The sequence below is a fragment of the Nocardia sp. NPDC058497 genome (assembly GCF_042720195.1).
Taxonomy (GTDB): Bacteria; Actinomycetota; Actinomycetes; order Mycobacteriales; family Mycobacteriaceae; genus Nocardia.
In genome coordinates this window covers 1-13,777 of record NZ_JBHXMY010000105.1, presented here as the reverse complement: position 1 = coordinate 13,777, position 13,777 = coordinate 1, and the positions used below count along the sequence as shown (strand labels likewise).

The window sequence follows — 13,777 nt, the reverse complement described above, 5'->3', positions numbered from 1 at the left end:
CGGGGCCCCGCGCGCGCCGTATAGGGGGGGCCCCGTGGTGGTGTTTCGCACGCCCTCTCGGTGGTGTGGGGGGTGGGGGGCCCCCCCCGGCCCGCGGCGAAACGCCGCCTGCATGGCGGCGAGTTCCTGGTCGGCGCGGCCCATTTCGGCCGTGCTGTCGGCGGCGCCGGGCAGTTCGTCGAGGCCGAGCAGCTCTTCGGTGCCGAACCAGGACTGCACCCAGGCGTGAAAAGCGGTGCCGCGCCGCGCCATCGGGTTCGGCGGGTACGGCAGTGGGCGGCGCAGGCGGGCGGCCAGGCGGATGGGGTCGGCGCGCAGTTCGACGAGGGCGGTGGCGGGCAGCTGGCCGGGCAGTTCCACCTGTTGTTCGGCGAGTTCGGCGGCGGTGAATTCGGCGAGCAGGGCGTCGACGTCGGTGGCCCAGCCTTCCGGGTCGTCGTCATCCGCCTCGGGATCGGCTGGGCCCGAACGCAACTGTTCGAGCGCCTCGCGGACGAGCGCGGCGCCCTGTTCGATCGGGTCGCGGCGGCCGCCGAGCGGGTCGCGCGGCCACTGGGCGGTGGGCGGGTTGTCGGCGAACGGGTTGACGGCGTCGGGCGGCGGTTGGTCGTCCCAGCGGGCGATCGTGGCGACGCCGAAGGCCGCGCTGTCCGGGTCCTCGTTGGACTGTTTGAGTTCGAGCAGGAACTCCGACGGTCCCTTCTGCGCGGTGCCGGTCTCGGGCCAGTAATAGGCCGAAACCAGCAGTACCCGTTCGGTTCTGGTGAGCGCGACGTAGAACAGCCTGCGTTCCTCGTCGAGTCGGCGGCTCTTGAGCGCCTCCTTGTGATCGGCGATGGCGTGCTCGAGTTCGGACCGATCACCCACCCGGGTCAGGTCGAGGACCGGCACGCCCTCGGACGCGTCGGGCTGGGCGCGGTCGCCGCGCAGGGAGGTGGGCAGTTCGGTGAGCGCGCCGAGCCAGGTGCTCAGCGCGGTCGTCGACGGGAACACCGACGCGCTCACATGAGGTACCGCGACGACCTCCCATTCCAATCCCTTGGCCGCGTGCACGGTGAGCACCTGCACGCGATCGCGCGCGACCTCCACTTCACCAGGCTCCAAACCGTTTTCGACCGATTCGGCGGCGGTGAAGAAGGCCAGCAGGCCACTCAGCGACGCCCGGGAGTCGGCCGCGTATCCGGCCACCACCTCGGCGAACGCGTCTAGGTGCTCGCGGCCCGCACCACCACCGGCGATGGCGCGTCTGGCCTGGGTCTCCACGCCGACACCGATGGTGCGTTCGACATCGGCGACGAGCTCGACCAGCGGCTGACCGCTACGTTCGCGCAGTGCGGCCAGCTCCTCGCCCAGGGCGATGATCCGGGCGAACCCGGCTTCCGAATACTGGTCCGGCGCACCGGGATCGGCGATGGCGTCCGCCAGTCCCGCCTGCTCGGTGGGTTCCGGTGCGACCTCACGCAACGCCGTCGCCAGTCCGGCCGCGTCGGTGATGGCGTTGGCGGCGTCGCCGGACAGGCTGCCGATCGACAGCATCCGCGCGCGCCTGGCCAGTGCGGCGAGATCGGCGACCCCGAGACGCCAGCGCGCACCGGTGAGGATGCGGATCGCGGCGCTGCCGGTTCCGGGTTCGGAGATCAGCCGCAGGGTAGCGACGATATCGGCCACCTCCGGTGTCGCCAGTAGTCCACCGAGACCGACGATTTCGACCGGAAGCCCTTGTTCACGCAAGGCCTCCGCGATCGGCGCCGCATCCGCGTTGCGCCGGATCAGCACAGCCGACGTCGGTGGCGGCTGCTCGGCTTCTCGCGCCGACGCCCATTCCCGCGCGATCCGCTCGGCAATCCAGTCACGCTCCTGAGCGACAGTTTCCGTGAGCGCCAGTTCGACGGTTCCCGAATGCGCCTCGGGCTTGGCCCGCAGCGCGTCGACCGTGGCACCGCCCGCCGCCTTGGCGCGCAATCGCAGCGGATCGGCGACCAGGTTCGCCAGTGCCAGCGCTTCCGGCGGATTCCGCCAGCTGGTCAGCAGCGGCAGGATCGGCGCGGGAACACCTGGCGCAGTAGGGAAATCGGTCGCGAATCGTGGAAGGTTGGCTGCGGAGGCGCCACGCCAGCCGTAAATCGACTGCATCGGGTCACCCACCGCGGTCACGGCGAGGGTGTCACCGCCCGACCCGGCTTTCCTGTGACCGTGTGGCTGCTCATCCGTGACCGCGCCTGCCCCGTGTCGTGCCGTGCCGCCTTCGTCTGCGCGGCTGAAGTCGCCGTCGACAGCACCATGGGCGCGCCCGCCATCCCGGTCGCCGCCGTCGCCGCGCGCCCCGGTGAGCTGGTCAGATCGCGCCGAGTCGAGGTGATCCGCTGGGCCCCACAACATGTCGGCGTCCGGCGCCTGGGTAGTAGGCGCAAGGCTGCGCACGCGCACCGGGCGGGGCCGGTCCTTTCGCACGGCCTCGGCGTTGCCGAACAGGGCCGACAGCAGCACCCGCTGGGCGTGACCCGTGTCCTGGTATTCGTCGAGCAGGACCAGTTTGAACCGGGCGCGTTCGGCGGCGGCGACCTCCGAGTGGTCGACCGCCAACTGCGCGGCCAGGGACATCTGGGAGCCGAAATCGAGTGCGCCACGGCGGTTCAGGGCTTCGGCGAGTTGGCGGACCAGCGGTAGCAGCTCCACTCGCTCACGTTGCGCGTCCACGACAGCGGTCAGCGCCTTGCTCGGCCCGCCGCGCTGTCGCGGACCGGCGGGCAACGTGTAGACCAGCTTCTCCAGCTCGGCGTGTGCCTCGGCCAGCTGTTCCGGTTCCACCAGGTGCTCGGCGAGCTGCCCGGACAGCGCGAGGACCGCCTCGGTCACCGATACCGGCGTGCGGTCGGTGTCTAGGTCGCCGTCCCAGGAGCGCACCACCTCGTGCGCGAGCTGCCACAGCTGGGTCTGGGTGAGCAGCGCGGCCGATGGCTCGACCGGCAGCAGCAGGCCGTGCGCGGTGAGCAGTCTGCCCGCGTACGAGTGGTAGGTGCTGATCTCGGGTTCGGCGCCGGAGATCAGCGTGCGTAGCGCGCCGGTCGGGTCGATCTCGCGTACCAGCGGCGCACCGGCCAGCCGCGCGAGGCGGGTGCGGATGCGGGAGGTCAACTGCTGGGCGGCTTTCCGGGTGAAGGTGAGGCCGAGTACTTCGTCGGGCGCCACCAGCTGATTGGCCACCATCCACACCACGCGCGCGGCCATCGTCTCGGTCTTGCCCGCGCCCGCGCCGGCCACCACGAGCGTCGGTCCCGGCGGCGCGGCGATGACCGCGGCCTGCTCGGCGGTCGGTGGCGGCAGGCCGAGCGCGTCGGCCAGCCGTCGCGGGGTGACGCGCACGCCGCTCACTCGTCGGTCACCTGACGTCCGGTGTCCTGCACCGGGCAACTGCCCGCGACCGGACAGTGCCTGCATCCGTCGTTGCGCACGGCCAGGTATCCGGGCCCGCGCGTGGCGGCGGCGGCGTCGTGGATCGTGTCGCGCCAGGTCTCGAGACCTTCGGGGTCCAGTGCGGTCTGGGCGCGTTCGGTGGCGCCGGTCTTGTTGTGCGGCTTGGCGACATAGACCAGCCGCGCGCCACCGGGATCGGCGACCGGCGACCCGTCGGACTCCTCCTCGTCGAGCGCGCCGTGGGCGGCCGCCACCTGGTAGGTGGCCAGCTGGGCATGATCGGCGACAGCCTTCCCGCTGACCGGTGTCTTGCCGGTCTTCACGTCGACAATCACGAACCGGCCCTGCGCATCCCGTTCCAGCCGGTCGATGCGGCCGCGGATCCGCACGGCGCGTTCGTCGTCCGCCCGCGCGGGCAGCACGCAGTCCACCGGCACCTCGACACCGGCCTGGGTGAGTTCGCCGCGGGTGGTGCGCACCCAGGCGAGGAAGGTCTCCAGCATCGCCTCGGTGCGGCGCAGTTCCTGCCGGGAGTGCCAGCCGGTGGCCGGGTCGACCGTCTTCCACGCCTGGTCGAGCGCGGCGCGGACCTGCGCCTCCGGCACCTCACCGGCCAGCGCCTGCACGAGTGTGTGGACGAGGTTGCCCTTGACGGCATGCGGGTTGTCGCCGTCGGTGCCGCCGTGGCGTTCCAGTGCCCAGCGCAGCGGGCAGGTGCGCAGCAGTTCGACCGTCGACGGGGACAGCCCGATCGGGGAATCGTCTTCGTCCCACAGTTCCCGGTCGGAACTGAGCTCGGCGGTGCCGTACCAGTCGCCGGGGTCGGTGCCGGGGACACCGGCGTCGGCGAGCCGGGCCAGCTGATGGGCGGCCCGGTCGCGCCGGTCGGGTGCGGTGGTGGGATCGCAGACCACGCCGCGTAATTCGGCGACGAGAGCGTGCATCACCAGCGCGCGACCGGGATCGGCGACGGGCAGCGCCCCGGGTTCGCCGGTGTCGTCGTCGCCGAGCAGTTCGGTGAGGAAACGCGACGGCACGAGATCCTGGTCCCCGGCGGCGGATTCGACCGCGGTGACCAACAGCGAGCGCCTCGCTCTGCTGCACGCGACGAGCAGCAATCTGCGTTCCTCGGCGAGAATCGGGGCGGCCCTGCTCGTCGTCGCGCCGGGGTCGACACCGGCGACCAGGTCGACGAGGTCCTCGGTGTGCAACAGGGTGCCCCTGGCGCGCGGGTTGGGCCAGATGCCCTCCTGCACAGCGGCCACCGCCACCACATCCCATTCTCGCCCCGCCGCCGCGTGCGCGCTGAGCAGCGACACCGCTTCACCCTCGGCGGTCAGCGGCCTGCCCTGCTGCGGAATCTGCTGGTGCAGCAGGTATTCGACGAAGCCTTCGATGCTGGCCTTGGGCAGCCGGTCGACGTAAGCCGCCGCGGCATCGAACAATTCGACGGCCGCGTCGAGGTCACGGTCGGCCTGCATGCCCGCGGCCCCGCCCCGGCGGGACTGGCGGAACCAGCGTCGTTCCAGCCGCGAGCTGGTCCACAGCGTCCACAGCACGTCTTCGAGGCCCTGTCCCCTGGTCTGGGTCTCCCTGGCCTTGCGCACGGCGCGCAGCACGCGTTGCAGCGGCGCGGCCTCCACTTCGGTGAGTCCGTCGAGCAGACGTTCCTCGCCGATGCCGACGATCAGGTCGCGCAGCACTTCCGCCGACGACTGGTCGATCAGCGGCACCGCGGGCGGTTCCGGTTCCGGCCGTGGCGGACCCATGTCGACCGGCGGTGCGGCGGGCAGGGTTTCGGCGTCGAGGATGTCGATGTCGTCGGGAAGACGTTCGGCGATATCCCACTCGGGTTCGGGGTCGGGACGCAACGGGTCGTCGGGGTCGGGTTCCGGCGGCAGCCAGTCGTCGTCGATCGGTTCCGGCTCAGGCATTTCCGGCGGCGGTGGCGGCGCTTCGTCCCACAGCAGGAATTGGTCGGCGGCGTCGGCGTACGGGTCGGCGGCGGCCAGCGCACCGGTGCGTTCCAGGTCGAGGACCGTGCGTCGGACACCCCGACGCAACCGCCGCAGCGCGATCTGATCGGCGCCACCGAGCGGTCCGGCCAGCAGATCCATCGCGTCTTCCGGCGAGAACATGGCATCGATCGCACGCCGCGACCCGGGCCGCGACGGATCACCCGCCAGCAGGACCCGCAGCGCCAGCACCATCCACGCCGCACCCCGCCTGCGCGCGAGCGGCTCGGCCACCGCCGGCCTGCGCACCGGCACACCCGCCGCCAGCAGCGCCCGCCGCAGCGGTGCGAGCGACAGCGGCACCGACCGCACGATCACCGCCATCGACGACCACGGAATCCCGTCGGTCAGGTGCGCCCGCCGCAGATGGTCGGCGATGAGCGCGGCCTCCTTGGCCGCGGTCGACAGCACGCGAACCCGCACGCTCGACTCGTCGACCTCCTCGTCTGGCACAAGGTCGTCGGGCGCGCCCGACTCACCGGACCCCACCGGCCTGCCGTCCCCCGCACCGTCGGAGTTCCCGGATCCACCGAGCACCGGCCCATCGGCTGTTCCAGACCCGCCAGACACCGACCCGCCCGAACGCTCAGGTTGGTCGGCCCACCCAGACTCGCCGGCCAGGCCGATGCCGCCGCTCAGGGCAAGCTCGCCGAGCACCCCATCGCCGTGCGCGAACCGCTCCGGCAGACCACTGCCTAGGTCCGAATCCTCTTCCACACCAACAGGATCGACAGGAACACCAGATTTCGGTGGTTGCGTCTCCTGCCCGGGCAGCACCCGATGACGCGCGCTACCCGGCAACCGCGCCGCGATCCGGGCAGTCGCGAGGCGGATCGGCGCACCACTGCGATGGTTGTGCCGCAAGATGATTCGCCGCTGCGCCACCGTGTCGATATCGACCAGGAAACGCGAATCGGCACCGCGGAAGGTGAACACGCTCTGATCCGGGTCACCCGTGATCACCGTGCTCGCACTGCCGCTGCCGATGGCGCGCACCAGGGTCGCGGCCTGCGGATCGAGATGCTGGGCGTCGTCGACGAGCAGATAACGGGTCCGATCACGTTCGGCAGCGAGCAGGTTCCGATCACCGGCCAGCGCGTCGAGGGCGGCGCCGACCAGCTCGGCCGCGTCGAGCGCGGGCGCTGTCGCCTCCGGCGCCGCGACACCGACCGACCACCGCAGCATCGACGCCTCTTCATAGCGCTGGAAGAACCGGCCCGCCGCCACCCAGGCGTCATTGTCGTGTTCGCGCCCCAGCGCCATCAGGTCTTCGGGGCCGAGCCCGCGTTCGGTGGCCCGCAACATCAGATCGCGGAGTTGTTCGGCGAACCCGCCCAGCGCCAGCGCGGGTTGCAGCCGTGGCGGCCACAGACCGCGCGCGCCCGCCTCGATGTCGGCGAGGTCGCCGCGCAGCATCTCGCGCAGCACCGCGTCCTGTTCGGCGCCGGTGAGCAGCCGGGGCGGCGGGTTGCCGTGCAGGTCGGCGTGGCGGCGCAGCACCGAGAACGCGTAGGAGTGCAGTGTCCGCACCATCGGTTCCCTGCTGGCGCCGGGAATGCCACCGGCATGCGGGCCGAGCTGGGTGGTGATCGCGTCGCGCAATGCGGCGGCGGCCTGCTTGGTGTGGGTCAGGACCAGGATCGACGCCGGGTCGGCGCCGTCGGTGATCCGCGCGGTCACCAGGTCGACGAGCAGGGCAGTCTTCCCGGTACCCGGCCCGCCGAGGACCTGCCACGGCAGCCAGCCCGGACGTGGCGGCGCGGGCTGGGCCTGCTCGGCGAACAGCGCGCGCACAGCGGCGCCCCAGGCTCGCGGCCGGGGCGCCCGCGTCGTCCGGCGCACGAGTCGCACCGAGCTATCCGATCGCACCACGTCGGCTATTGCAACAGACCAGTACGACACGCCAGCACTCCCCTGCCGGACAGACACGCTGCGCGAGCGTGCGCGACCGGCCAGAATGGCTGTCGTGTCCTCGCTTCATGTCCACCGTTTCGGCCCCGCCGACGGACCCGTCGTCCTCGCCCTGCACGGTCTCACCGGCCACGGCAACCGTTGGGAAACCCTCGCCACCGAGCACCTCCCCCAAGCCCGGGTCATCGCCCCCGACCTGCGCGGACACGGCCGATCCAGCTCGCTGCCGCCGTGGGATTTCGAGACGATCGTCGACGACCTCGCCACGCTGCTGCGCGCCGAGACCGACGGCCCGGTCGTCGTGGCCGGCCACTCCTTCGGCGGCGCGGCAGGCATCCACCTGGCCCGGCGCCATCCCGAGCTGGTGCGCGCGCTGGTCCTGCTCGATCCCGCGATCGGCATCGATCCGAAGCTGATCGAACAGGTCGCCCTCGCCAATCTGACCTCCCCCGACTACACCGACATCACCGAGGCCAGGTCGGACAAGCAGCACAGCGCCTGGAGTCCCGACGAGGTCGCCCCGGCGGTCCTCGAGCGCGAGCTGGCCGAGCACCTGGTGCCCACCGACGGCGGCCGGGTCGGCTGGCGGATCTTCCAGCCGGCGATCACCTCCTACTGGGGTCAGCTCGCGCGGCCGTTCGTGCTGCCGCCCGCCGATCTGCCGACCGTGCTCGTGCGGGCGGCCAAGGTGCAGCCGCCGTATGTCACCGGCGAGTTCCTCGCCGCGCTGTCCGCCCACCTCGGCGACCGGCTCACCGTCGAAGTCTGGGACTGCGATCACATGGTCGCCCAGGCGCGACCCGCCGAAGCCGCCGCCCTGATCGCCGCGGCCCTGTAGGCGATGGCGGCCACCACGGAGGAACAGGTCGAACGGGTCCGCGCGCTGGTCGCCGCGATCCCGCCCGGCCGCGTCGCCACCTACGGCGACATCGCCAACGCGGCAGGTCTGTCCTCACCCCGCACCGTCGGCTGGATCATGCGCACCGATTCCGCCGACCTTCCCTGGCACCGGGTCATCGGCGCCTCCGGCCGCCCGTCGCCCCACCTGGCCACCCGCCAGCTGCGCCTTCTGGCCGAGGAAGGCGTGCCGATCGTCGACGGCCGAGTAGACCTCCGCACGGCCAGGCTGTGACGCCCGGCCCAGGCACGCCGCGGTATCCGCGAGAACCTCGACCTCGTGCGCTGAACTCAGCCCGCCGCCCGGGCGCTCGAGCATCGACGACACGCCCCGCTAGCATGACATTCGTGCCGATCACCCAACGCCGAATCAGCCGATGACCGCCGCCGACGCGATCGTGCTCGCGGGCGGGCGGGCCAGCCGGATGGGCGGGGTCGACAAGCCCGCGATCGTGATCGGCGGCCGGTCGATGCTCGACGCGGCGCTGGACTCGGTGCGCGAGTGCGGCGAGATCGTGGTGGTCGGGCCGCATCGGCCGGAGCTGGCTACCCGGATTCAGCAGGTCCGTGAGGTGCCGCCCGGTTCGGGTCCGGTCGCGGCGATCGGCACCGGCCTGAGCGCTCTGGGTCCCGATTCGGCGCCCTGGATCGTGGTGCTCGCCGCGGACATGCCGTTCCTCACCGCCGACACCGTGCGCGAATTGCTGCGCCGGGCAGCCGAATCCACCACCGACGCGGTCTTCGCGATCGACAGTTCCGGGCGTCCCCAGTATCTCGTCGGCGTCTGGCGGCGCACCGCCCTCATGGCCGCGCTGGCCGGGCTCGATTCCCTGGTCAACCAGCCGATGAAGGCGATCGTGCCCACCGAGACGACCTCGGTCGAGCTGCCGGGCACCGGCGACTGCGACACCGAGGAAGAGGTCCGCCGCGCCCGCGAGACGCTGGCCGCCACGACGACCCGGCTCGACCTCACCGAAGCCCGAGCGCGCCTCGTCACCGACCTGACCCCGCTGGTCGCCTACGAGGCCCACCTGGACGAGGTCCGCGGCGCCGCGCTCGCCGCGCCGATCATCGCCGCGGGCGCACTACCCCGCTTCGACGTGTCCGCGATGGACGGTTACGCCGTGTGCGGCGACGACGGGCCCTGGCAGCTGCGCCGCGACATCGGTTTCGCCGGCGGCGCGAGACCGGTCGGCCTGCTGCCCGGCGAGGCCGTCCGAATCGCCACCGGCGCCCACGTCCCCGACAGCACCACCTCGGTCCTGCGCGACGAGTTCGCCGCGATCACCGGCGACGAACTCACCCGCCGCCCCGACACCCCGCTCCGCGGCGACATCCGCCGACGCGGCGAGGACCAGATGGTCGGCGATCTCCTCGCCCCCGCGGGCACCCGCGTCACCACCGCGCTCCGCTCCGCGGCCGCCTCGGTAGAGGTCACCTCCGGCCTGGTCCGCGGCCCCGTCCGCGCCCGCATCGTGATGACCGGCGACGAGATCCGCAGCACCGGCCCCCTGCAAACCGGCCAGACCCGCGACTCCATCGGCCCGGTACTCCCCGACATCCTCGCCGGCCTCGGCGTCCACGTCGTCGACCGCGTCCACCTGCGCGACACCGCCCACGGCTTCGACGAGATGCTCACCGCCACCGCCGGTTTCGACCTCCTGGTAGTAGTCGGCGCGACCGGCGGCGGCGCAGCCGACCAACTCCGCACCGCGATCGCCCGCGCCGAAGCCCGCATCGTGGTCCCGCGATTGTCCATGCGCCCAGGCGGTTCCACCGTCGTAGCCGAACTCCCCACCGGCCCAACCATTCTCGGCCTCCCCGGCAACCCCTTCGCCGCCATAGCCGTCCTCCTGGCCCTCACCCCCTCGATCGTCGCGGGCCGCACCGCGGCACCCCCACCCCGCTCCCTCCGCGGCCCCTTACACAACGCCGCCGACATCGCAGGCCCCATCCAGCGCATCACCCCCGCCCGCCACGCCCCTGAAGGCGGCTACACCGGCGACGCCTCCGTCCGCACCGCCCACCTCGCCGGCCTGATCGACCGCGACGGCCTGGTCATCGTTCCGCCGGAAGCCACCGACGGCACCATCGTCGAGTTCCTACCGCTACACAGTTAGGCCCAATTCCGGATAACCACCCCCGTCGCAAGTTGTTGGTGCACAGATGAACTGGTCATAGCCTGGCAACGTCATGGGTCCGATCAGGGCGCGTATTTTCACCGCAGCTGGTGGATCTGCCGCTACGCAGGTGGTGGATCTGCCGCAATCTCCCAGCGCAACCACGCGCATGCGGGTCAGCTGCCCGTTTCCCAATATTTGTTCACTCGCTCGATCGCCTCGGCTTTCGACAACGACCCGACATCGGTGTCGCTCAGTCCGACACGGTGGACGAGCAGGTGCACAAGGTCAGCAGGAAGCGCCTCGCGTGGCGGGGTCGGCTGCCCACGCTCGGGTCGCACCTTGTCCAGCACACAGCTCCAGAATTCCGGCTCGGTGACCATGAGCTGATCGCGGAGGATATGTGCCCATAGTTGTGGCCCGTATCCGGTTCGATCGACCGGCCGCGAAATACGAGTCCGCAGAATCCTCCCGTCCGGCAGCGGCAGCTCGTAGGTGACGTGGTGAGTTCCCGTGCAACCCCGGGCATCACGAACTCGCCGCCATTCCTCGATCAGGCAGAACTGCTCGTGAAAATCCCGGGCCGGCTCCGGCCGCTTCACCGTCTGGTCCCGACGAGCCAATCCCGCAGCTGCTCATCGGAACTGAGCTCGACCAACTGAACGAGACCCCAGTTCTCACTGTGATTCGGGGCAGCGCGCAGCCTGTCCTGCCAGTCCTCGGCATACTCACGAAGGGCATCCACCATCGCGAGGATCGCCTCGTCGAACGTGCCACCATCAGCGGCAACCGGGATGCCATCTAGGAACACCGCCCAGACTCCCTCTTCGTTGACAACCTGAGCGCGCGTGCACAGTCGGGTCAGGGCGTACCGCAGACGCTCGGCATCGACCACGGCAGTTTGGCGCGAGTCCCGCTTGACCGTCGCGACTCGCCCCTCATCTGCCGCGTCGAGCAGTTGCTTCAGCTGCGCACGTGCCGTCGTGTAGTTGTCGAAATGAACCGCCGACATTCGAGACCTCCCGTTTGTCCTCCCATGATGGCGCCGGACCGCGAGTACGTCAAGTACGTCAAGTACTCCGTCCGGTGACGACAACGGCATTCCATCGCCACCTTAGTATTAAACTAAGATTCAATCTTAGTAAGATGACATCTTAGTTAGGTGCAGACATGGAGTTCATCGGCCGAGCCCATGACCTCAGCCTTCTCACCGGTCAACTCGCCTCGGTCGCCGGTGGCGAAGCGGGTACGCCCGGTCGCGCAGTGATAGTCACCGGACGTCGCCGGGTCGGCAAATCACGCCTTGTGCAGGAATTCTGCGATCACTCAGGCACGTCTTACAGCGCGTTCCAGGCGACACGCGGTCGAAACCCCGCCGCCGAGCGCGCCGACTTCGTCGAGACCGCGAGCCGCATCGACTCCCCCGGCGCGGCAATTGTCCGTGGGATGCCCGCTGCCGACTGGAACCAGGCGTTGCGGACCCTCGCCATCGCCACACCTGACGATCGACCTTCGATCGCCGTCATCGACGAAGTCCCGTGGCTCGTCGAACAGGACCGCGAGTTCGAAGGCGCGCTGCAAACCGTGTGGGACCGCGATTTGTCCCGCAAACCCGTACTGCTGATCCTGGTCGGCAGCGACATCTCGGTCATGGAAGCGCTTGGCGCCCGCGACCGGCCGTTCTTCGGCTGTGCCACCACAATGACCGTCGACCCGCTCGACGTGGCGGACGTGCAGACAATGACCGGCCTCGACGCGGCCGCCGCGATCGACGCCCGCCTCATCACCGGCGGGTTCCCCCAGATTCTGACCTCATGGCGCCCGGGCATGGATCGGCTCGACTTCCTCCGCGAAGCCACGGCGGACCCGCTGTCGCCGCTCCTTGTCACCGGCGAGCTGTCACTACTCGGCGAATTCCCGGAGGGCACTCGCTCCCGCGCGGTCCTGCAGGCGATCGGCAGCGGCGAACGCACTTTCGGCGCCATCGCCGCACAGGCTGGGTCCACCGGTGTACTGCCCGCGGGCACCCTCAACCCGTTGCTGAAAACCTTGCAGGACAAACGAATTGTGGCCGCCGACCTCCCCCTGTCGACCATCGCCGACACCAGGAACAAGCGCTACCGAATCACCGATTCCTACCTGCGCTTCTGGCTCGCCTTCCTGGAACGCGGCATTCCCCTCGTCGAACGCGGCCGCGGCGACCTCGCCCTGTCCCGGATCGAACGGTCCTGGACATCGTGGCGTGGCCGAGCGGTCGAACCCTTGATCCGCGCCTCTCTCCTCCGCCTGATCCCCAACCAATCCTGGCCGGACACCGAAGAAATCGGCGGCTGGTGGAACCGCACCAACAACCCCGAGATCGATCTCGTCGGCACCGACCGGTCCCCCGTCGCGAAAGCCGTACATTTCGTCGGCTCGATCAAATGGCTCGAAAACCACCCGTTCGACCGCCACGACTACGACGCCCTCACCCGCGCCGTCCTCGCAGTCCCCGGCACAACCCCCGACACACCGCTAATCGCGGTATCCCGTTCCGGAATCACCAACGACGCCCCTGTCGCAGACTGGTGGGGCCCAGACGAACTGGTCGCGGCCTGGCGGACAACCTGAGTTCACGGTCACGGCGCGTAGGTTTGCCACAGTGCGCTGATCGGCACGGCAAGCATCTTCGGTCCGAACGGAAGCGTTTGTTGCCCGGTGTGTAGCACGATGCCGGCCCGGAAGTCGTCACCGAGCCGTTCGGCCAGATGCCGGAGGCCACGGAAGTCGCCCGCCGCCACGGTAGACGCTGCTTTGACTTCGATGCCGACCACTTCACCCCGCCGGTTCTCGAGTACCGCACCGACTTCGACCTTATCCCTGGTTCGGTAGTGAAAGAGCTCAACCTCTTCATCCGACCATGACAGCTGGCGCGCGAGTTCCATGAGTACGAAGCCTTCGAGAAGTCCGCCGAGCTGTCCGGTCGGGCGCAGCAGGCTCCGCGCATCCGCGCCGACCTGGTGAGCTGCGACTCCGGAATCGACGAACGCGAGCTTGGGTGTGGTCGTCGCCCGGCTACTGATATTTCGCGACCACGCCGGGATGCGTTTGATGAGGTAGACCTCCTCGAGCAGCGCCAGATAGCGTTTCACCGTGGACGCGGCGAGCCCGAGCTCGTTGCTCAAAGTGGCAGTGGAAAGCAACTGCCCGGAACGGGCCGCCAGCATCTGCACCAGCGACCGCATCTCAGTGGCACGTTCGATCTCCGACAGTCGCTGGACATCTCGAGCGATCAGATCCCCCACGTAGGAGCTGAAGAAGGTGCGTCGCCGTCGATCGTTAGTTATAGCGATAGCCCCGGGAAAGACGCCCCGAACAACTCGTTAGGCAAATACCGCGCGTTAAAATGTCGCAGCTTGGGGGAAAAAAACACCACTGGCG

The 13,777-nt window shown here is 70.1% G+C and carries 9 protein-coding genes; 4 read left to right on the top strand and 5 right to left on the bottom strand.

The window, feature by feature from the left end; genetic code table 11:
• Positions 1-3,438 (bottom strand): ATP-dependent helicase (locus tag ACFWPJ_RS10270; protein WP_378849422.1); only part of this gene is annotated, 3,438 nt, incomplete at its 3' end.
• A complete protein-coding gene (locus ACFWPJ_RS10265) occupies positions 3,369-7,298 on the bottom strand; it encodes an ATP-dependent helicase (RefSeq protein ID WP_378849423.1) in 3,930 nt (1,309 codons plus the stop codon). The genes ACFWPJ_RS10265 and ACFWPJ_RS10270, both read right to left, overlap by 70 nt.
• 88 nt (positions 7,299-7,386) lie before the next feature.
• On the opposite strand from ACFWPJ_RS10265, the gene ACFWPJ_RS10260 reads away from it, so the two are divergent.
• The 3 genes from ACFWPJ_RS10260 (at position 7,387) to ACFWPJ_RS10250 (ending at position 10,357) form a co-directional block, all read left to right on the top strand.
• Positions 7,387-8,178 (top strand): alpha/beta fold hydrolase, encoded by a 792-nt coding sequence (locus tag ACFWPJ_RS10260; RefSeq protein WP_378849420.1) that lies wholly within the window; start codon positions 7,387-7,389, stop codon positions 8,176-8,178.
• A 3-nt stretch (positions 8,179-8,181) separates the two neighbouring features.
• Positions 8,182-8,472, top strand: coding sequence for an MGMT family protein (locus tag ACFWPJ_RS10255; protein WP_378849418.1), 291 nt, complete (start codon positions 8,182-8,184; stop codon positions 8,470-8,472).
• Between the two features lie 142 nt (positions 8,473-8,614).
• Positions 8,615-10,357 carry an NTP transferase domain-containing protein gene (locus tag ACFWPJ_RS10250; RefSeq protein WP_378849416.1) on the top strand — a complete coding sequence of 581 codons (1,743 nt, stop codon included), beginning with the start codon at positions 8,615-8,617 and terminating at the stop codon, positions 10,355-10,357.
• Positions 10,358-10,533: 176 nt separating this feature from the next.
• Here the strand turns inward: ACFWPJ_RS10250 and ACFWPJ_RS10245 are convergent, their stop codons facing one another.
• Together ACFWPJ_RS10245 and ACFWPJ_RS10240 are read right to left on the bottom strand one after the other, a co-directional pair.
• Entirely contained in the window at positions 10,534-10,959 is a 426-nt protein-coding gene (locus ACFWPJ_RS10245) for a cytotoxic translational repressor of toxin-antitoxin stability system (protein WP_378849414.1), read from the bottom strand.
• Positions 10,956-11,369: a prevent-host-death protein gene (locus tag ACFWPJ_RS10240; RefSeq protein ID WP_378849412.1), complete on the bottom strand. Its 414-nt coding sequence runs from the start codon at positions 11,367-11,369 to the stop codon at positions 10,956-10,958. Before ACFWPJ_RS10240 ends, ACFWPJ_RS10245 begins: the two co-directional genes overlap by 4 nt.
• A gap of 158 nt (positions 11,370-11,527) precedes the next feature.
• Here ACFWPJ_RS10240 and ACFWPJ_RS10235 point away from each other — a divergent pair, with 158 nt between their 5' ends.
• Positions 11,528-12,967 (top strand): ATP-binding protein, encoded by a 1,440-nt coding sequence (locus tag ACFWPJ_RS10235; protein WP_378849410.1) that lies wholly within the window; start codon positions 11,528-11,530, stop codon positions 12,965-12,967.
• An 8-nt stretch (positions 12,968-12,975) separates the two neighbouring features.
• Here the strand turns inward: ACFWPJ_RS10235 and ACFWPJ_RS10230 are convergent, their stop codons facing one another.
• Positions 12,976-13,641: an ATP-binding protein gene (locus ACFWPJ_RS10230; RefSeq protein ID WP_378849409.1), complete on the bottom strand. Its 666-nt coding sequence runs from the start codon at positions 13,639-13,641 to the stop codon at positions 12,976-12,978.
• Positions 13,642-13,777 lie beyond the last annotated feature (136 nt).

What these genes read in the sequence shown, in the direction of transcription:
- ACFWPJ_RS10255 (WP_378849418.1), top strand. Translation starts at nt 8,182, where the DNA reads ATGGCGGCCACCACGGAGGAACAGGTCGAACGGGTCCGCGCGCTGGTC.
- ACFWPJ_RS10260 (WP_378849420.1), top strand. Translation starts at nt 7,387, where the DNA reads ATGGCTGTCGTGTCCTCGCTTCATGTCCACCGTTTCGGCCCCGCCGAC.
- ACFWPJ_RS10240 (WP_378849412.1), bottom strand. Translation starts at nt 11,369, where the DNA reads ATGTCGGCGGTTCATTTCGACAACTACACGACGGCACGTGCGCAGCTG.
- ACFWPJ_RS10250 (WP_378849416.1), top strand. Translation starts at nt 8,615, where the DNA reads ATGACCGCCGCCGACGCGATCGTGCTCGCGGGCGGGCGGGCCAGCCGG.
- ACFWPJ_RS10235 (WP_378849410.1), top strand. Translation starts at nt 11,528, where the DNA reads ATGGAGTTCATCGGCCGAGCCCATGACCTCAGCCTTCTCACCGGTCAA.